Source organism: Arthrobacter sp. Soil761 (genome assembly GCF_001428325.1).
GTDB lineage: Bacteria > Actinomycetota > Actinomycetes > Actinomycetales > Micrococcaceae > Arthrobacter.
Genome location: NZ_LMSF01000008.1, coordinates 83886 through 102886 on the forward strand (window position 1 = coordinate 83886; position 19001 = coordinate 102886).

The 19001-nt window shown below is 66.6% G+C and carries 19 protein-coding genes, 3 pseudogenes and 2 riboswitches; of the genes and pseudogenes, 11 read left to right on the forward strand and 11 right to left on the reverse strand.

From position 1 onward, the window contains the following. Window positions 1-55: 55 nt before the first annotated feature. Entirely contained in the window at window positions 56-379 is a 324-nt protein-coding gene (locus tag ASG79_RS06920) for an MTH1187 family thiamine-binding protein (RefSeq protein WP_018772214.1), read from the reverse strand. 124 nt (window positions 380-503) lie between these two features. Between ASG79_RS06920 and ASG79_RS06925 the strand changes: the two genes are divergently transcribed. Both ASG79_RS06925 and ASG79_RS06930 read left to right on the forward strand, forming a co-directional pair. Continuing rightward, on the forward strand, window positions 504-1166 hold the full coding sequence (locus ASG79_RS06925; protein WP_056389672.1) for a TetR/AcrR family transcriptional regulator: 663 nt from the start codon (window positions 504-506) through the stop codon (window positions 1164-1166). A gap of 97 nt (window positions 1167-1263) precedes the next feature. Next, complete coding sequence (locus ASG79_RS06930; protein ID WP_018772216.1) at window positions 1264-1488, forward strand: hypothetical protein; 225 nt, start codon at window positions 1264-1266, stop codon at window positions 1486-1488. Between the two features lie 82 nt (window positions 1489-1570). On the opposite strand, the gene ASG79_RS06935 is transcribed toward ASG79_RS06930, so the two are convergent. From ASG79_RS06935 to ASG79_RS06965, 7 genes are all read right to left on the reverse strand, one after another. After that, window positions 1571-1951 (reverse strand): hypothetical protein, encoded by a 381-nt coding sequence (locus ASG79_RS06935; protein WP_056389632.1) that lies wholly within the window; start codon window positions 1949-1951, stop codon window positions 1571-1573. Window positions 1952-2032: 81 nt separating this feature from the next. Further along, window positions 2033-2170, reverse strand: coding sequence for a hypothetical protein (locus ASG79_RS24040; RefSeq protein ID WP_223993586.1), 138 nt, complete (start codon window positions 2168-2170; stop codon window positions 2033-2035). A 233-nt stretch (window positions 2171-2403) separates the two neighbouring features. Then, entirely contained in the window at window positions 2404-2715 is a 312-nt protein-coding gene (locus ASG79_RS06945; protein WP_018772219.1) for an AzlD domain-containing protein, read from the reverse strand. Further along, on the reverse strand, window positions 2712-3512 hold the full coding sequence (locus ASG79_RS06950; protein WP_056389635.1) for an AzlC family ABC transporter permease: 801 nt from the start codon (window positions 3510-3512) through the stop codon (window positions 2712-2714). The genes ASG79_RS06945 and ASG79_RS06950 overlap by 4 nt, the downstream gene beginning before the upstream one ends. Continuing rightward, window positions 3509-3970, reverse strand: a complete 462-nt coding sequence (locus ASG79_RS06955) for a hypothetical protein (RefSeq protein ID WP_056389638.1) — start codon at window positions 3968-3970, stop codon at window positions 3509-3511. The genes ASG79_RS06950 and ASG79_RS06955 overlap by 4 nt, the downstream gene beginning before the upstream one ends. Window positions 3971-4125: 155 nt before the next feature. Further along, on the reverse strand, window positions 4126-5511 hold the full coding sequence (locus ASG79_RS06960) for a CoA transferase (protein ID WP_056389641.1): 1386 nt from the start codon (window positions 5509-5511) through the stop codon (window positions 4126-4128). 7 nt (window positions 5512-5518) lie between these two features. Next, entirely contained in the window at window positions 5519-6418 is a 900-nt protein-coding gene (locus ASG79_RS06965; protein WP_018772223.1) for a glycerophosphodiester phosphodiesterase, read from the reverse strand. A gap of 49 nt (window positions 6419-6467) precedes the next feature. Here ASG79_RS06965 and ASG79_RS06970 point away from each other — a divergent pair, with 49 nt between their 5' ends. Continuing rightward, complete coding sequence (locus tag ASG79_RS06970; protein WP_156400176.1) at window positions 6468-7829, forward strand: DUF445 domain-containing protein; 1362 nt, start codon at window positions 6468-6470, stop codon at window positions 7827-7829. A gap of 215 nt (window positions 7830-8044) precedes the next feature. Here the strand turns inward: ASG79_RS06970 and ASG79_RS06975 are convergent, their stop codons facing one another. The 3 genes from ASG79_RS06975 to cycA form a co-directional block, all read right to left on the reverse strand. Further along, a complete protein-coding gene (locus ASG79_RS06975) occupies window positions 8045-8794 on the reverse strand; it encodes a LamB/YcsF family protein (protein ID WP_056389647.1) in 750 nt (249 codons plus the stop codon). Then, window positions 8778-9578, reverse strand: coding sequence for a hypothetical protein (locus tag ASG79_RS06980; protein ID WP_026266216.1), 801 nt, complete (start codon window positions 9576-9578; stop codon window positions 8778-8780). Before ASG79_RS06980 ends, ASG79_RS06975 begins: the two co-directional genes overlap by 17 nt. A 172-nt stretch (window positions 9579-9750) precedes the next feature. After that, the gene (gene cycA, locus ASG79_RS06985) at window positions 9751-11292 is read right to left on the reverse strand and encodes a D-serine/D-alanine/glycine transporter (protein WP_056389650.1); all 1542 of its coding nucleotides are present in this window, start codon (window positions 11290-11292) and stop codon (window positions 9751-9753) included. Between the two features lie 146 nt (window positions 11293-11438). Then, a riboswitch (glycine riboswitch) is annotated at window positions 11439-11537 on the reverse strand. Window positions 11538-11828: 291 nt separating this feature from the next. Further along, window positions 11829-11929, forward strand: a riboswitch (glycine riboswitch). 160 nt (window positions 11930-12089) lie between these two features. On the opposite strand from cycA, the pseudogene ASG79_RS06990 reads away from it, so the two are divergent. From ASG79_RS06990 to ASG79_RS23035, 8 genes and pseudogenes are all read left to right on the forward strand, one after another. Beyond that, window positions 12090-13600 (forward strand): annotated as a pseudogene (locus ASG79_RS06990) (glycine dehydrogenase (aminomethyl-transferring)); the annotation flags it as partial. Window position 13601: 1 nt separating this feature from the next. Then, window positions 13602-14548, forward strand: a pseudogene (locus ASG79_RS24460) (hypothetical protein); the annotation flags it as partial. A gap of 88 nt (window positions 14549-14636) precedes the next feature. Beyond that, window positions 14637-15108 (forward strand): annotated as a pseudogene (locus ASG79_RS24055) (glycine dehydrogenase (aminomethyl-transferring)); the annotation flags it as partial. A gap of 10 nt (window positions 15109-15118) precedes the next feature. Beyond that, a complete protein-coding gene (locus ASG79_RS07000) occupies window positions 15119-15529 on the forward strand; it encodes a hypothetical protein (RefSeq protein ID WP_056389652.1) in 411 nt (136 codons plus the stop codon). Window positions 15530-15538: 9 nt separating this feature from the next. Beyond that, window positions 15539-16687 carry a glycine cleavage system aminomethyltransferase GcvT gene (gcvT, locus tag ASG79_RS07005; protein ID WP_056389655.1) on the forward strand — a complete coding sequence of 383 codons (1149 nt, stop codon included), beginning with the start codon at window positions 15539-15541 and terminating at the stop codon, window positions 16685-16687. A gap of 49 nt (window positions 16688-16736) precedes the next feature. Beyond that, window positions 16737-17120: a glycine cleavage system protein GcvH gene (gcvH, locus tag ASG79_RS07010; RefSeq protein ID WP_018772259.1), complete on the forward strand. Its 384-nt coding sequence runs from the start codon at window positions 16737-16739 to the stop codon at window positions 17118-17120. Then, the gene (gene glyA / locus ASG79_RS07015) at window positions 17117-18439 is read left to right on the forward strand and encodes a serine hydroxymethyltransferase (protein ID WP_056389658.1); all 1323 of its coding nucleotides are present in this window, start codon (window positions 17117-17119) and stop codon (window positions 18437-18439) included. The genes gcvH and glyA overlap by 4 nt, the downstream gene beginning before the upstream one ends. Window positions 18440-18830: 391 nt before the next feature. Next, the coding region (locus ASG79_RS23035) for a serine dehydratase beta chain (protein ID WP_321165695.1) at window positions 18831-19001 on the forward strand (171 nt) is incomplete at its 3' end.

Here is a 19001-nt window from a genome sequence, read left to right on the forward strand (position 1 = left end):
TCCAGACACTTTAGCCGGGCCCACGCCAGCCCCGGCGCGGAGGCTCAGGACAGGCTTAGGACTCCTGGGCCAGGGCGTTTTCGAGGCGGTCCACCTTTGCCGTCAACTCGCCGCTGTAACCGGGCCTGATGTCGGCCTTGATCACCAGTGAGACGCGGCTGCCGTAGCGTCCGACCGCCTCGGTGGCGCGCTTTACGACGTCGAACACTTCATCCCACTCACCCTCAATGGTGGTGAACATGGAATCGGTCTGGTTGGGCAGCCCGGATTCCCGGACGATCTTCACGGCGGCTGCAACGGCGTCGTGCACGGACGCATCGTTTGGCCGGGAACCTTCGCTGGGAACGCCTGACGGAGCAACAGAAAATGCAAGCAACATGCCTCCAAGTTTCGCACGCGGTCCCCGGACTGCCGCAGGCCCAAACGCGGGAGCGCGCCGTCACATAAGCTCCTACCCCGGAGTAACCATGGTGGCCGAAGACTCCGTTGCTACCCTTTTGGGCATGAGCCTCGCAGTCGCCCGTAAGCCCCTCCGCGCAGACGCAGCGCGGAACGTGGACAAAATCATCACGGCGGCGCGCCAGTGCTTCCGGGAGTTCGGCCCGGAAGTACCGCTCCAAACCATCGCATCCACCGCGGGCGTTGGCCCCGCAACCCTGTTCCGCAACTTCGCGGACAAGGAAGAACTGGTCCTGGCGGCACTGAACCGGCAGCTCCGGCTTACCGTGGATCCCGTCATGGACGGCGCCCTGGCCGATATCGATGCCGCTGCCGGGCTGCTGCGCGTGCTCGAGGCCCTGATGGCTGCGGCAAGCGACGACGCCAACCTGCTGTGCGCTGTGGCGGGCCGGCGCGAACTCCTCACCGGCATTACCGGGTCCCTCATGGAGTCGATCAGCATCCTTTTGGTGCGCGGGCAAGGCCAGGGAAGCCTGCGCACGGACATCACCATGACGGACATGTTCCGGCTGCTGGCCATGCTGATCGGCGTTGTCGACACCATGGAGCCGGGCTCCGATGCATGGCGCCGTCCGCTGGCACTGGTCGAGGACGCCATCCGTACGGTCCGCCCGCCACGCCCGCTTCCCGCGCTGGTGCCCGTCCCTGCTGCCGCAGTACCCGGCATCCCCGGGGGCACCATTGTCGGCACACAACACGTGCAATAAACTCAGAGCGGGGTTAGGCAGCCAGCCTCGAATAGTCCGAGATGGAGCGACCCATGGAACTTTTCCTGCGTATCCACCCTGCAACCGCCGCGCTGCGATGACCAGATCAAAACTCTTCCACTACCTCACTGACGCCCGCGGGCCGGAAGAAGTCCTCCCTGCGCTGACAACCGCGGAACTCGTCGAATTGCTTGACGCCCTGTACCAAAACCTTGATACCCCCGAGCCCGAGTTCGGCGCGCAGGTGTGGTACGAGATGGGCGTGGAAGAAAGCTGCCGCAGGTCGGTCTCGCCCGACGGCGCAGCCCACGGCGTGGCGTAGCTACCGCTGTATCGAGCCCCTGACAGCCGGCCGGCGCTGCCCGGCTGTCAGGAGTGTTTCCCCCGGTATCGGGAGCGTTCCGTCAGGGATTTTCCCCGTTTTCTCCAGTGCCGGTTTCTCCGCCTTGGGTGCCGGGCCGGGGCTGTTCTGATGGCTGTCCTGGCTCAGGATGCCCGTGTGACTGGGGTTCGTGGTCATGGTGCTCATGGAACTCGTTGGGGATGTGGTGCTTCGCCTCCATCAGGTGCTGCTGGAGTTTCTCCTCGGCATCCCGGCGCCGCCGTGCAGTGTCCCGTAATTCACGCGTTGCCTCGGAGCCGCGGGGGTCCAGGTAGGCGGGCCGCAGCTTGCCGGTTTGCTCAGCGGCAGGAATTCCAGTGCTGCGCGCTTCCCCAGCCTTCCCTTCGGTGTCCTCTGTGCCCTGGCCGTCCTGCGGCTTATCAGGCCGTGACTGTTCGTCCATCTCGATTCCTCCTTTGGTGGCCGCCTGGTGTGGGCTGCATCTCCTCCAGTCCACCACACCTGGCCCCGCGATGCTGGCCCGCTAGGCGTTGCCCGCGTCTGCCCGCTTGCGGAGTTCCTGACGCACCAGGGCCTGCAGCGCTGGAACGGACGACGACGGGTCCAGGTCGAATGCCTCCCGGAGCCTTTGGGCGAGAATTTCCAGGTCCTCTTCCGGCACGTCCGAAAGGCGGGAAAAGCGCCTGAAGAAGCGTTTGGCTGGGAGGCCCGCCCGCCGTCGGGCGTCCTTGTGGCGGGGTCTGCCCGCCAAGCCGCCTGCGGGATACAGCTGATTTTCCATGGTCGCCGTTCGTAGGAATGCCATGGCCAACTGCATAAGCCGATTTCATAGTACAGCCGCCGCCGCGCCGAGGAAGTGACCCCCATCACTAATTTATGCAGACGCCTGCCAAACTAGCTCCAGCCCAATGCCCTCAGCAGGGCAGCGGTGCCGGCCCCGGCGATGACCACCACCAGGAAGGGTGCGCGGAACGCCAGCGCGAGTGCGGCCGCGGCAAGCGCCCCCAGCCTGGCGTCAGCCGCGAGTCCCTGGCCAGACACGACGGCATTCACCACGGTAAGGGAGGCCAGCAGGCCGATGGTCATGGTGCCCGCAACCCGGGATGTGCGCGGGTCCTCGAGGAACCTGGCGGGCACGAAGTAGCCCACGATCTTCCAGGCGTACGCCAGCGCGCAGGCAAGAAGCAGCCAGATCCACAGGCTCATGCGCCTGCCCCCGGATCCGTGCCTTCGCTCCCCTGCGCACCCGGATACGGGCGGCTTGCGTCCTGCTGCCGGCCAGGGTGATGGTCACGGTGTCCGCCATAGGGCTCGACGTCCGGCTCAAGGCCCTCGTCGCGCCGGCCGTGGCTGAACCAGCCCACCAGCGCGGCCACCAGGGCGGCCACCAGGATGGGCACCCCCGCCGGCACGAAGGGAACGGCGACAACGGTGGCCACCGCACACACCACCGCGATGGCAATGGGTTCGCGGCCCTTAAGCCGCGGCCAGAGCAACGCCAGGAAGGCGGCCACCGCGGCGCCGTCGAGCCCCCATTGCTTGGGATCGCCCAGTCCGCTCCCGGCGAGCGCGCCCACGGCGGTGAAGAGGTTCCACAGCACGTAGATGCCGATCCCTGCAGCCCAGAATCCCCGCCGCTGCTCGGCCGGGTCCGTCTGGCCCGTGCTGGTGGCCGTTGATTCGTCGATGGTCAGCTGCGCGCCGACAAACTTACGCCAGCCGGTGGGCCGCAGCAGTGCGTTCAACTGCATGCCGTAGATGCCGTTGCGCATGCCCAACAGGGTTGCTGCGCTCATTGCGGCGATGCCCGAACCTCCACCTGCCACCACACCAATAAACGCGAACTGCGAACCACCGCTGAAGAGGAGCAGGCTCAGGGCCATGGTCTGCCACAGGTTGAGCCCCGAGGTCACTGCGAGCGCTCCGAAGGACACCCCGTAAAGGCCGGTGGCGATGCTGATGGAAATCGCCACCCTGACCGCCGGCGAGGCCAGGAGTTTCACACCCAGCCTCCAGGTTTGCGTGCCTTTTGGATGGGCTTCCGGAGGCTCCAGGCCCAGAGGATCAACGGTGCCTGGAGCGGCAACCGCACGGTGTGGATCTTCCGCCGGCGGGGCGTACTCTGCGGACCGTAAGCCTTCGCCAGTGCGTCAGCGTGTCCCGCCAGGAATGCGGTAAACATCGCTGTGAGGGCGGTGGCGGTCAGCTTCCGGGTAGGCGGGAGGAGGATTCCGACGGCGGCGGCCAGCTCCAGCAGTCCGCTCACGGCGATCCACTCATCCCGGGACAGGACGGCCAGGGGATGGTTGGGCACAGGATGGTTGGGCACCACAGTGTGGGCCGCACCGGGTTCCGGATCCGGTTCCGCGTCCCGGCGGCAGAGGTAGTCCGGAACGACGTCGCGGTAGAAGCCGGGATCCCTGAAGTGCTTGCCCGCACTGGCCAGCAGGAGGGCTCCCATGGCAGCCGCGGACAGAGTCTGAACGGCGGGGCCCTGAAGGGAACAGTTCGGTACGGACAAGCCCCTGACTGCAGGACCGGACCAGGGAAGAGGCATGGAACCACTCAATCACAGCCACGGTGGCCGCCAGAAACCGGCCTGTGAGGCAAGGTCCCTCAATTCCAGGCGGGCGGAGAGCTTCCATACGGGGGCGGCGGGGACAGGTAGTCCACCGGCCGGCCCGCGTCCAGCAACGGTGGACCGACGTAGCGGAGCTGCCCGTAGGTGCTGTCCATGGAGTTGTGGTGGGGTCCGGGTAGCTCTGCCGGGCCGTCAGTGACCCCTGGTTCGGTGTCCCCTGCTTCGGTGCCCATTGGAAGGGAAAACAGTTCCTCGGCGGTGCGGGCAAGGGACAGGTGCGCACAGGCACCCATCCCAGCCGCCCGGCGTCGCTCCAGGAGGCGGACGGCCGCCGCAGCCACCCCGTATCCTGTGGCGTGGTCCAGCGCCTGGACAGGCAGGGCACCCGGGCGCCACCCGCCGTCGTCATTGTCCTTCCCGTACACGTGCGCGATTCCGCAGGCGGCCTGGACAATGCTGTCAAAACCGCGCATACCGCTCCATGGCCCGGCGCTCCCCCAGCTGTTGAGGGTGACCACCACCAGCCCAGGGTGCGAGGCCAGCAGTTCCCGCGGGTTGAGCCCGAAACGGTCCAGGGCGCCGTGCCGGTAACCCGTGACCACGACGTCGGCGCGGGCCAGGAGCTGCTGGAGGCTGTGCTGGTTCTGCGGAAGCCCCAGATCGGCTTCCGCGCTGCGCTTGCCGAACGCGGTGTCCACGAACTGGTCTCCGATTTCCGGGAAGGCTGGCGGGTCGATCCGCAGGACATCGGCTCCCAATGCTGCAAGCAGGCGGGTGGCCACCGGCCCTGCAATCACCCGGGTCAGGTCCAGGACCCGCAGCCCCTCCAGCGGCGGTTTGTTGCCGCCACCGATGCCCTCGCCGCCTGCCGTAGTAGCCGCCGCGGCAAAGTCCTGCAGTCCCAGACCGGCCGTGGTGCCGTCGGTATGCTCCACGGCAATCCAGGGTCCGGATCCCGCCGCCCGGCCCATGCCGGACGCAAGCCATTCGTCACGCGTCCTCACGGCCGCAGCGATCCCGCCGTGGCCCTGGATGGCGGCCTCAGCCTCAAGCGCCGCCATGGAACGAAGAGCCTGTTCCGCCCCTTCCGCGGAGGCGGCCCCCAAGGCGCGCAGCAGCCGCTGTTCGTGGTGCGGGTAGTTGGCGTGGAGCCGGATCCAGCCATCGCGGGTCTGCCGGAAGCCCGACAGGGGCGCGAAGCCCTGTGGCTTGCGTCCGGCAATCCGCAGGTGGCCGAAGGAATCGAAGGCAGCCGCGGTAAGCGCCGGCGTGGTGCTGAACCGGCCGGGCGTGCGCGCATACAGGTTCAGCGCTTCCGCCGCGGCTCCCACCGAGTACAGTGCCAGGCCTTCGACGTCGAGGGCGCCGGCCCACCAGCGTCGGGGCGAATACGGGAGCGGATTGACGTGGTGCGCGTCCACGTCCGCCCTACTTTCCCTGCGGAGAGGCTGCGTGGAGCTGGTCCAGGACGCGGGCCGGCACGTTGGTGGTGATCTCGTGGATGCCCAGCTCCTGGCAAAGTGCCACATCCTCCGGGGAGTCCACGGTCCACACCCGGAAGCGCCGCCCGGAGTCCAGCCATCGGCGGATTGTGGCCGGGCGCTCCCTGACGTAGTCGATGCCGGGGCCGGCCATTCCTACTTCCCGGTCGTCCAGGATCCGTTCACCCTCCAGCTGGGTGGCCTTCATGAGGTTGGCGACGGCGCTCCCCGTAATGAGGCCCAGGCCCAGCCCGCCGCGGATCTCATGGATGGTGAGGTCGTCCACCAGTTGGCAGATGTATTGCGGCGGGACGGACTGGAGCAGGTGGCGGACCGAGTCCGGGCTGAAGCTCATGAAGGTCACGGCCACGTTGTCCACGGTGGAGCTTTGCGGGTCCCAGCCCTCGCTGCGGAGCACCTCCAGCACGCGGTCCTCCAGTTTGAGCTGGTAGGGACTGGGATGCTTGAGCTCGATGGCGAGTTTCACCGGGCGGCCCGCCCCGCGGAGGATGTCCAGCAGCTCCGGGAGGGTCAGCAGCTGTTCCGAACGTGCTCCATACTCTTCGGGAATGCGGACCCCCTTCCAGGATGAGAAGTCCAGCTGGTGCAGCTCGCGCAGGGTCCGTTCAGCCACCGGCCCGGTCCCGTCCGACGTCCGGTCCAGGTTGGCGTCATGGAGCAGGACCAGGTGCTGGTCCCGGGTGAGGTGGACATCGCACTCCACCCCGTCGGCCCCGTCAGCCAATGCCTGCAGGTAGGCGGCCCGGGTGTGTTCGGCGTATGCGCCGCTGGAACCACGATGGGCAAAGACCAGCGGCCGCTGCGGCACTGACTCGTCAATTGTCATGGACACACGGTAGCCGACCGGCCCCCGCCTTCGGGGCTAGGCTTGGCACATGCAGGTGAACTCTGAGGCAACTACTGGGCCAACCACGCAGGATCCCCCCGCCGAGGCCGCACAGCAGGTGCGCCCTGGCACTGTGGCGGCAGGCGCCGTCGTAAGCCGCCAGCCCGGTGCCGGCGACGCCGAGAAAGCGGCAGCGCTGCGGAAGATGAAGCTGCTGGCGCTGAGCCTGCTGATCGCCATGGCCGTGATTTTTGTCTTTGCGTTCGCGCTGCAGAAGGACTACCCGTGGCTGCAGTATGTGCGCGCGGCGGCCGAGGGCGGAATGGTGGGCGCGCTGGCCGACTGGTTCGCCGTGACGGCCCTGTTCAAGTACCCCATGGGCATCAAGATTCCCCACACCGCCATCATTCCCCGCCGGAAGGACCAGATCGGGGCCTCGCTGGGCGAGTTCGTGGAGACCAATTTCCTCTCCGAGCAGGTGGTCCAGGAGAAGCTGGCCAGCGTCAACATCGCGCGCCGGGCCGGCGTTTGGCTGGCCGGCCCTGGTGGTGCCGAACGCGTGGCCAAGGAGGGAGCCGCCGTTATCCGCGGCGCCTTCAAGGTTTTGAATGACGACGACGTCCAGGCCGTCATCGAGGGCATGGTGCGCAAGCATCTGCTCACCCCGCCGTGGGGACCTCCCGTGGGCAGGCTGGCGGAGCGCATCTTCCATGACGGGCACCATCACACGCTGGTGGACCTGCTGGTGGACCGCGCGGCGGACTGGGTGGACGACAACCACGAAACCGTCACCCGCCTGGTGTCCGACCGCTCCCCCACGTGGGTTCCGCAGTTCGTGGACGGACTGGTGGGCGACAAGGTCTATATCGAGATCCTGAAGTTCGTCCGTGCCGTCCAGGCTGACCCCCGCCACCAGGTGCGGCAGTCAATCGACAAGTACCTCAACGACCTGGCACAGGACCTGCAGCATGACCCCGCGATGATTGCGCGTGCGGAAGACATCAAGGCGCAGGTCCTGGGCGACCCCGAAGTGCGCGAACTGGCCTCGCGGACCTGGGGAACGGTCAAGAACGCGCTGCTGGGCGCCGTGGATGATCCGGACAGCGAACTGACCATCAAGTTCAAGGCTGCGGTGCGCGATTTTGGGTCACGGCTCGTGGACGACCCCGAACTGGCCGGGAAGGTCAACGCATGGATCGGTGACGCCGCCGGGTACCTGGTCCGCACCTACCGTTCGGACATCGCAGGCGTTATTACGGACACCGTGGCGCGGTGGGATGCCGAGGAAACCTCGCAGAAGATCGAGCTCCAGGTGGGTAAGGACCTGCAGTTCATCCGCATCAACGGCACCGTGGTGGGGTCCCTGGCCGGGCTGGGGATTTTCACGGTGGCGCAGCTGATCTTTGGGTAGTTTTCCGCTGCTGTAGGTCCCGGGTGGACTTGGCGCTGCGCATCTTCCTTTTCGCTGCGGATTCATCTTGGCGCTGCGCATCTTCCTTTTCGCTGGGGATATTTGGGGTGCGAAAAGGAATGTGCGTGTCGATAAGGCGTACGACGGCGGCAGGGAGGGCTGGAGTGACGCTGGAATTGTTGAAAGAAGTCGGCCCGCCGTACGGCTGCAGGCTCCTACGCGAAGGACTCCAGTGCGACGCCTGCGTCCTCAAGTCCTGCCCTGATCCGGGCCGCCATTTCTACGGCGTCAGGGGTCCCACCGTGAATGCACAGGGAGTCGGGCCGTACCGCAATTACGGATCCGTCCACGGCAACCACTTCGCCTTGCGTGGCCAGGCGGACGGCCCGTTCGACCACCGCATCGACGTCGTACAGGACGGCATCGTCCTCGGAGAGCGGCACCAGGCTGCCGTCGGCGAGGTAGGCACGGTCGGCGAAAGCCTCAACGAACACCGGGTGCCCGGCTTCCTTGGCCTGCTTCAGCAGCTCCGAGCCCGGGAAGCCCAGGAACGGAAGGCCTGGATCGTAGGCGTTGACCGCAGCCACTACGGCGGAGGCCTGCTCGGCGTCATGGACCGTGGTGTCGTACAGCGCTCCATGCGCCTTCACATAGTCCACGGAGGCGCCCACGGCATGCGCAACCCCGTCGAGCGCGCCCAGCTGGTACAGCACGTCCCCGAAGAGCTCGTCGAAGCTCATGCCAAGCATGCGGCGCCCGTAGCCGGCCAGGTCCCGGTAGCCCAGGTGCGCACCGACGGTGACATCAAGTTCGTACGCGGCCCTGCAGCTGTCGAGCATGGTGACGGGATCGCCCGCGTGGAGGCCACAAGCTACGTTGGCGCTGGTTGCCAGCTGGAGCATCGCCGGATCGCCTCCCGCGGTCCAGGAGCCGAATGATTGGCCTACGTCAGCGTTGAGATCCAATGATGTTGCCTTCCAGCGTCAGGTTGTCCGGCCCGGCAGCGGAAGTCAGCTCCCCGGGAATGGTGTCCGGCATCGGCCCGAACGCCTCCCGGGCATTCTTGGCCACCGCACGGCCCATCACGAGGTTACCGGCTCCGCCGACAACGGCCCCTATGCCGAACGGGAGGGCCCGCCCGAACAAGGCAGTCCCTTGGCGCTTGAGCAGGTTCTTGAGGAAGGCATGCTGGATCCTCTTCCGGACGCTGCCGAAACCCGGCACCACCATGGATTTGGACAGCGCGTTGCCCCAGGTGTTGGTGGCGCCGCCGGATGCCTGGCCGCTGAGCGTGCCCAGCAGGGCGGTGCCCTCCTCGCCGAGCATGATGGCCATGACCATGGTGCCGGCCTTTTCCGGGTTGGTCAGACGGATGCCGTGCAGTTCAGCCAGCGATGTTGCGTACAGGGCTGTGGCTTCCAGGAAGCCAACGGTGGCGGCTGCGGAAAGTCCCAGCGACGCCACGGTTCCAACGCCGGGGACGACGGCGGTGGCACCCACCAGGGCTCCCCCTCCGGCAACAGCCCGCAGGTAGTCGCGCTCTGCAATGTCCGCCAGCTGCGCGGCCGTCGCCCGCGGATGCCTCTTCTGGAGCCTGCGGATGTAGCCAACCACCAGGGGCCGCTGGATCTGCACTGCTTTCAGGAGCATGTTGTGGACGCCGGGCTTGGGCTTGCCCTCGGCGTCAAACATTGCGTTGTGGGCGGTTTCCTGTGCGATGCGTACTGCGGGGTTGCTGCGCCGGGCCATGGTCACCTTCATTCAAATCGACCTGCAGCGGCTAGGCTGCCGTGCCTTTCCATCCTATGTGGATAGACACTAAGCATGCTTAACTTCCGGGCCGTGGCTTCGTCCGGCGGGCTGCGGCGGCAGGATGCGGTACCTGCACCTCACCGCCGCCGCTGCAACCCGCCGTCGGACGCTACTTCCCGGCCTGCTGGACCTCGCGCCCCGCCGCCCCGGCGTCCTGGCCGCCGCTGCGCGCGGCAGTGGCCTGGTCTGCCTGAAGCTCGGCACGGAAGACCTCGAAGCGGGCCAGGTGGGCGGGACGGCGCCGCAGGATGGCCCAAGCCACGCCCAGGATGACGAACCAGATAGGGGTTACCAGCAGTGCAACGAGAGTGTCGGGCTGGGTGGTAAGGGCCCAAAGGACGAAGGCGAAGAATGCGTACACCACCCACACGGCGGGAATGCCACCGGGCATCTTGAACTTCGACGCCGCATGCAGGTGCGGCCGGCGGCGCCGGAAGGAGATGTAGCTGGCGAGGATGATCGACCAGACGAAGACGAAGCAGACCGCAGACACGGTAGTCACCATTTCAAAGGCCATGCCAACATCCTGGCCGGCATACATGAGTACGACGCCGGACAGCAGCAGGACGCAGGACAGGAACAGCGCGTTGCTGGGCACCTTCCTCGTGGAGAGCCGGCTGAAGATACCGGGGGCGTCGCCTTCCTGGGCCAGGCCGAAGACCATGCGGGACGTGGAGTAGATGCCGGAGTTCGCGGAGGACATCGCCGAAGTCAGGACCACCAGGTTGACCACCGTGGCCGCGGCGCCGAGGCCGGCCAGGGAGAACATACCGATAAAGGGGCTGCGGCCGGCGGCGAACTGGGTCCACGGGGTGACCGCCATCAGGATGACCAGCGCACCGACATAGAAGAGCAGCACGCGGACGGGGATGGCGTTGATGGCCTTGGGCAGCGTGCGCTCGGGGTTCTTGGCCTCGGCGGCGGTGGTTCCCACCAGTTCGATGCCTACGAAGGCGAAGACTGCGATCTGGAATCCGGCCACGAAGCCCATGAACTCATTGGGGAAGAACCCGCCATGGCTCCACAGGTTGGTGAAGCTTGCGGTGCCCGCGTCGCTCTGGAAACCGGTGAAGATCATGAAGAGTCCCACGATGATCAGGGCTGCGATGGCGACGATCTTGATGAGGGCGAACCAGAACTCGGTCTCGCCGAACGCCTTGACGGTGGCGAGGTTCAGCAGGAGCAGGATGCCCACCGTGGCCAGGCCCGGGATCCAAAGTGGCAGCGCCGGCCAAAGTTCCTTTGAGTACCCTGCAATGGCGATGACGTCCGCGATTCCGGTGATCACCCAGCAGAACCAGTACGTCCAGCCGGTGAAGAATCCGGCCCACGGCCCCAGGAGATCGGCGGCGAAATCACTGAAGGACTTGTAGTTCAGGTTGCTGAGCAGCAGTTCACCCATGGCCCGCATGACGAAGAAAAGCATAAAGCCGATGATCATGTATACGAAGATCACGGATGGGCCGGCCGCGGAGATGGTCTTGCCGGAACCCATGAACAGGCCCGTGCCGATCGCGCCGCCGATGGCGATGAGCTGGATATGCCGGTTGGTGAGCTGCCGCTCCAGGTGGGGAGGCTCGCTGCGGGCTGCCGTGGCAGCGCCTTGGCTGCGGGCTGGTTCGCCGTTGGACGTGGGGGGATGAATCGCCATGAGGAACTCCATCGATAAAGCGGCTTTTGGGTGCCGCAAAAGATTTGGTTCCTCCCCGCTCTGTAGTGGACCTGAGAGTTTCCGCAGCAAAAGCCGCTTGCACCGCCGGTGAGCCAGGGTCATGCCCGGCTGCTTTCCAGAGTTGCCTGTCCGCGGCGGTACGTGGGCCTGAGAGTTTCCTGGGGAGGGTTTGCTCCTACGGCGCCTGCTGGATGTACCCGGCAGGGCTCTCCCGCCGCAGGTCGAAGGCGTATTCAGTTGGAAGCCGCAGGCTTTTTGGGCCACGGCCGGTCATGCAATGGGACAGGCACCGACTGGTGGGCTGCTCCGGATACGCTGAGCCAGCCACCGGCGGCGCCATTCCCGGGGTTCAGTGTGGTGTCCGTCACGATCGAATGTCAAACCCCTCCCGACACAAGCGGGGAAGAACGGCGTCACGTGCCCCTCGAGCCCCGCACGGAAGCCGCCCGATTTGCCACGGACGGGTCTATCCCGGTACCTTGTGAGCCGAATCACCCACATTTGAATAAGCCTTTCGAGCTGTGACGGGAGAGTCCTCCCGGCGAAACACCGGTCAGGCGCCGTAGGAGCAAATCCTCCCCAGGAATCTCTCAGGCCCCCGTACCGTCACGGCGAGGCGACTCTGGAAAGCAATCAGGCTTCTGCCTGGTTCACCGACGGTGCAAGCGGTCCCCTGCCAACAGCAGGCAACGCGGAATCTCTCAGGTCCAATACAGAGCGGGGAGGAACCCATCCCACGCCGTGCCACCTTCGGCCGGCCAGATCTGGAGTTCCTCATGACGATTCATTCGCATCCAACATCGTTTGTTGACCGCCATATCGGCGCGCGCCGCCAGGCCGACATCGACACCATGCTCAAGGCCATCGGCTACGACAGCCTGGATGGCCTGGTTGACGTGGCCGTCCCCGCGCCCATCCGCCAGGAAACTGCGCTCAAGCTGACCGACGCCCTCAGCGAGGTTGAAGTCCTCACGGAACTGCGGAAGCTTGCCGCCAAGAACAAGACGGCAGTCCAGATGATCGGCCAGGGCTACTACGACACCGTGACTCCACCGGTGATCCGCCGCAACATCCTGGAATCCCCGGCCTGGTACACCGCCTACACGCCCTACCAGCCGGAGATTTCCCAGGGCCGGCTTGAGGCGCTGCTGAACTTCCAGACCATGGTGCAGGACCTGACGGCGCTCCCGGTAGCCAACGCTTCCTTGCTGGACGAGGCAACGGCGGTGGCCGAGGCCGTGCTGCTGATGCGCCGCGCCAACAAGTCCAAGGCAGCGAAGGACGGCAAGACGGTGCTCGACGCCGACTGCCTCCCCCAGACCATCGCCATCGTGCTGGGCCGGGCGGAGGCGCTCGGCTTCGAGGTGGAGGTCGCCGACCTGTCCAAGGGCCTGCCCGACGGCGACATCAACGGCGTCGTGCTGCAGCAGCCCGGGGTCTCCGGCCGCGTGTGGGACCAATCCGCCGTGATCGCCGCTGCCAAGGACCGGGGCGCGCTGGTCACCGTGGCTGCGGACCTGCTGGCCCTGACACTGATCACCCCTCCGGGCGAGCAGGGCGCGGACATTGCCGTCGGCTCCACCCAGCGTTTTGGCGTGCCGCTGTTCTTCGGGGGGCCGCACGCCGCCTACATGGCCGTCCAAAAGGGAATGGAACGTACCCTCCCGGGCAGGATCGTGGGCGTCTCCAAGGACAACGCCGGCACGCCTGCCTACCGGTTGGCACTGCAGACCCGCGAGCAGCACATCCGCCGCGAGAAGGCCACGTCCAACATCTGCACCGCCCAGGCGCTGCTGGCCATCGTGTCCTCCTTCTACGCCGTTTACCACGGCCCCGACGGCCTGAAGGCGATCGCAGAGACCGTCCACGACAAGGCCAGGGTCCTGGCAACAGCACTCACGTCACTGGGCCGCGAACTGGTCACGGACTCCTTCTTCGACACCCTCACCGTCCGCGTTCCGGGCAAGGCCGCCAAGGTGATCACCGCCGCTGAAGCCCGCGGCATCAACCTGCGCTTCATCGATCCGGACACGGTGGGCGTCTCCGTTGATGAGACGACGACGGCGGCAACACTTTCCGCCGTCGCCGTCGCCTTTGGCGCCGGTCCGGTGGGTGACGCCCAGGGATTCGAACTGCCCGACACCATTGTGCGCACCTCGGCCTACCTGCAGCACCCGGTCTTCAACACGCACCGGTCTGAAACCCAGCTGCTGCGTTACATCCGCAAGCTCTCGGACCGCGACCTGGCGCTGGACCGCACCATGATCCCGCTGGGTTCATGCACCATNATACGCGCTGGCGTGCGTGGACGAGTTTCTCCATTTCGGCGGGGAAACCGCTGCCGCGCAGTTCCTGCGGGATTTCCTTGATGGTGAGCAGGTTGTGGGTGACCTGCAGCACCCGGTCTTCAACACGCACCGGTCTGAAACCCAGCTGCTGCGTTACATCCGCAAGCTCTCGGACCGCGACCTGGCGCTGGACCGCACCATGATCCCGCTGGGTTCATGCACCATGAAGCTGAACGCCACGGCCGAGATGGAAGCCATTTCCTGGCCGGAGTTCGCCTCGATCCACCCGTTCGCCCCGGACTCCCAGACCGAAGGCTGGCGCGAACTCATCGCCGGCCTGGAAGCGGACCTGACCACGATCACCGGGTATGACCAGGTGTCCATCCAGCCCAACGCGGGCTCGCAGGGCGAGCTCGCAGGGTTGCTCGCGATCCGCGGCTACCACCATTCCCGGGGCGAGCAGCAGCGCAACGTCTGCCTGATCCCGGCCTCGGCGCACGGCACCAACGCCGCCTCCGCCGTGCTCGCGGGCATGAAGGTGGTACCATTCCCGGGGCGAGCAGCAGCGCAACGTCTGCCTGATCCCGGCCTCGGCGCACGGCACCAACGCCGCCTCCGCCGTGCTCGCGGGCATGAAGGTGGTSGTSGTGGCCACGGCTGCCGACGGCACCATCGACCACGACGACCTGACGGCCAAGATCGAGGCCAACAAGGACGTCCTCTCGGCCATCATGATCACGTACCCGTCCACGCACGGCGTGTACGACTCCGATGTCCGCGAAGTCTGTGACGCTGTGCATGCTGCGGGCGGCCAGGTCTACGTTGACGGCGCCAACCTCAACGCACTTGTAGGGCTGGCCCAGCCGGGCCAGTTCGGCGGGGACGTGTCCCACCTGAACCTGCACAAGACCTTCTGCATCCCGCACGGCGGCGGGGGACCCGGCGTCNGTAGGGCTGGCCCAGCCGGGCCAGTTCGGCGGGGACGTGTCCCACCTGAACCTGCACAAGACCTTCTGCATCCCGCACGGCGGCGGGGGACCCGGCGTCGGGCCCGTTGCCGCCAAGGCGCACCTGGCACCGTTCATGCCGGGCGACGCGAACAAGGCGGCGCACGAAGCCGGGCACGGTGTGGCGATCTCGGCGTCCCGGTTCGGTTCGGCCGGCGTGCTGCCGATTTCGTGGGCSTACGTGAAGCTGATGGGCGGTGAGGGCCTGACCGAGGCCACCAAGTCCGCGCTGCTGGCGGCCAACTACGTCGCGTCCCGCCTGAACGARTACTTCCCGGTCCTCTACACCGGTGAAGGCGGGCTGGTGGCGCACGAGTGCATCCTGGACCTGCGCGAACTCACGGCGAAGACGGGAGTCACGGCCGAGGACGTGGCCAAGCGGCTGATCGACTTCGGTTTCCACGCCCCCACCCTTTCGTTCCCTGTCGCGGGCACGCTGATGGTGGAGCCCACCGAGTCAGAGGACCTGGCCGAGACCCCGGTAGTCATCCCCCGGCGGGNGCCGAGGACGTGGCCAAGCGGCTGATCGACTTCGGTTTCCACGCCCCCACCCTTTCGTTCCCTGTCGCGGGCACGCTGATGGTGGAGCCCACCGAGTCCGAGGACCTGGCCGAGATCGACCGCTTCATCGAGGCCATGATCACCATTCATGGCGAGATCCAGCAGGTGGCCAGCGGCGACATCACCCTGGAGGCATCCCCGGTGCGCAACGCACCCCACACGGCGGCCGCCGTCGTCAGCTCTGGCTGGGACCGCGCCTACCCGCGGGAGCAGGCGGCCTTCCCCGTTGCCTCGCTCCGCCAGGACAAGTATTTCCCGCCCGTCGGCCGGATCGACGGCGCCGCCGGCGACCGGAACCTGGTCTGCTCCTGCCCGCCCCTCGAAGCGTTCGAGGACAGCACAGCCGAATTTGAGAACTGAGGACTTCCAATGACTGAGAACTACACCGCTCTTTTCGAGCAGCACAAGAAGTCCGGGGCCTCGTTCACGGACTTCGGCGGGTGGCAGATGCCGCTCAAGTACGAGTCTGAACTCGCGGAACACCATGCCGTGCGCAGGGCGGCCGGCCTGTTCGACCTCTCCCACATGGGCGAGGTCTGGGTGACCGGCCCCGACGCCGCCGCGTTCCTGGACTACGCCCTTGCCGGCAAACTGTCCGCGGTGGCCGTGGGCAAGGCAAAGTACTCGCTGATCTGCAACGCCGATGGCGGCATCATCGACGACCTCATCACCTACCGCCGGCCATCCCCCGAAGAGGGCGTGGACAGGTACCTGGTGGTGCCCAACGCGGGCAACGCCGCAGTGGTGGCCAAGGAACTGCTGGAACGCGCCGCCGCCTTCGACGTCACTGTGGAGGACGCCTCCGCCGGCACCTCGCTGATCGCCGTCCAGGGACCGAATTCCGAAGCGATCCTCCTGACGCTGGTCCCGGCCGAACAGCACGCACTGCTCGCCGGGCTCAAGTACTACGCCGCCGTCGAGGTGGGCATCGCCGTCAACGGTACGGTCCAGGACCTGCTCGTGGCCCGGACCGGCTACACCGGCGAGGACGGCTTCGAGATCTACGTTCCCAACCTGGACGCCCCCGCACTGTGGGAGGCCCTGCTCCAGGCCGGCGAAGGCTCCGGCCTGGTTCCAGCCGGACTGGCCGCACGCGACTCGCTCCGCCTCGAAGCCGGGATGCCGCTCTACGGCAACGAACTCTCCCGCCACGTCAACGCCTACGCGGCCGGCCTGGGCCCCGTGGTGTCGCTGGCGAAGGAGAGCGGCTTCGTAGGCAAGGACGCCCTGGCCGCCATCAAGGCCGCAGGAGTCGGTTCAAGCATCGGGCAGAAGCTGGTGGGCCTCAAGGGTGCCGGACGCCGCGCTGCCCGCGCCCATTACCCCGTCCTCAAGGACGGCACCCTGGTGGGCGAAGTAACCTCCGGCCAGCCCTCCCCCACCCTCGGATACCCCATCGCCATGGCCTACGTCGACGTCGAATTTGCTGAAGTCGGGACCGTCCTGGACATCGACCTCCGCGGCAAGCCCGAGCGCTTCGAAGTCGTCCCCCTCCCCTTTTACAAGCGCCAGAAGTAAATCGATTTCGCCCAACCACAACAGGTTTTGAAGAGAAGGAAAGTAGACAATGAGTAAAGTTGTTTCTGAACTGAAGTACTCCGCCGAGCACGAGTGGGTTGCTGTTGACGGATCCGGCCCAGCGGGGATCGGGATTTCCGCCGTTGCTGCCGACGCCCTGGGCGACATCGTGTACGTGGACCTCCCCGAGGTCGGCTCCACCGTGACGGCCGGCGAGACCTGCGGCGAGGTGGAATCCACCAAATCCGTCTCCGACCTCTACGCCCCCGTGACCGGTGAGGTCACCGAGATCAACGACGGCGTGGTCACGGACCCCGCCCTGATCAACAGCGATCCCTACGGTGCGGGCTGGCTCTTCAAGGTGGCCGTTACCGAGGAAGGCCCGCTCATGTCGGCAGAGGAATACGCAGCAGCAAACGGCGGCGAGCTGTGAGCGCCCCGGCAGAAGTGGGCGCCTTCGAGCAGGTGGCCTCCCCAAGCCTGAACGCCGACCTGTCCATCCTGGACCCTGAGGTTGCCGCGAAGATTGACGACGAGCTTGGCCGCCAGCGCGACGGCCTGGAGATGATCGCGTCCGAGAACCACACGGCCGCTGCGGTCATGCAGGCCCAGGGCTCGGTCCTGACCAACAAGTACGCCGAAGGCTACCCCGGCAAGCGCTACTACGGCGGCTGCGAGCACGTGGACGTCATCGAGCAACTCGCCATCGACCGGGTCAAGGACCTCTTCGGCGCCGGGTTCGCCAACGTCCAACCACACTCCGGTGCACAGGCCAACGCCTCCGTCATGCACGCCCTGATCAAGCCCGGCGACACCATCATGGGCCTCAACCTGGCGCACGGCGGCCACCTGACCCACGGCATGCGGATCAACTTCTCCGGCAGGCTCTACAACGTGGTCCCGTACCAGGTCCGCGAGGACACCCACACCATCGACATGGCAGAGGTGGAACGGCTGGCCCAGGAGCACAAGCCTCAGCTGATCGTGGCCGGCTGGTCCGCTTACGCCCGCCAGCTCGACTTCGCAGAATTCCGCCGGATCGCCGACTCCGTGGGGGCCTACCTGATGGTGGATATGGCGCACTTCGCCGGACTGGTGGCGGCCGGGCTGCACCCGTCGCCGGTGCCGCACGCCCACGTCACCACGTCCACCACGCACAAGACCCTGGCCGGTCCGCGCGGCGGCATCATCCTGACCAACGACGCCGACATCGCCAAGAAGATCAACTCGGCTGTGTTTCCCGGTCAGCAGGGTGGCCCGCTGGAACACGTGATCGCCGGCAAGGCCGTGGCGTTCAAGATCGCAGCGTCCGAAGAGTTCCGCGAGCGGCAGGAGCGAGTCCTTGCCGGTGCCCGCCTCCTGGCGGAACGCCTGGTCCAGCCGGACGTCACCGCCAAGGGCATCAGCGTGATCTCGGGCGGCACCGACGTGCACCTGGTCCTGGTCGACCTGCGCAACTGCGACCTCGACGGGCAGCAGGCCGAAGACCGGCTCGCCGCCATTGACATCACCGTCAACCGCAACGCCGTTCCCTTCGACCCCCGCCCGCCCATGGTCACCTCAGGCCTGCGCATCGGCACGCCCGCACTGGCCACCCGCGGGTTCGGCGAGGACGCCTTCCGCGAGGTTGCGGACATCATCGCCCAAGCTTTGATCGCCGACGCCGACGCCGACCTCTCCGGTCTGCGTCACCGCGTCGAGGCCCTGGCTTCAGCGCATCCGCTCTACCCGGGCGTGGCACCTCTGTCCTGACCGTTTCTGGTTGCCTTTGGCCCGGTGGGAGCGGCATCCTCCGCGTGCTCGGTCGCGAAGACGCCCGCTGAGCGGACGTATCGCTCCCTTAGACGCACGCTTCCGGATACCGCTCCCACAGGGGCCGGGGGCAAGGCACCTTGGGCACGGACGCGAGTTCGCTGCCGCATACGGGTGGGAGCGGAGCGTGTTGTTTTTCTTCCGCCCATCCCGGGTCGCGGAGGCCGTCTCCTGCTTACCCTGTCGCTTTGGTGACGGACCCTTGGGTGGCTGGGGATTCCGGAAGCGTGCGTCAGAGGCGAGGAACGAGCCAGCACGCGGAGGAATTCCGCTGCCGCCCACCCAAGCCCGGCCACACCAACCGAACCACAGTTTCAGTAAGGATTTAGTTATGGCAGTCGGAGTCTTTGACCTGTTTTCGATCGGGATTGGGCCTTCGTCTTCGCATACTGTGGGGCCGATGCGGGCTGCTGCGGTGTTCGCTGAGGAGCTCAAGGGCCTGGGTGTCCTGGGTGATGTGGCGGGGTTGCGGGTTGATTTGTATGGGTCGTTGGCGGCGACG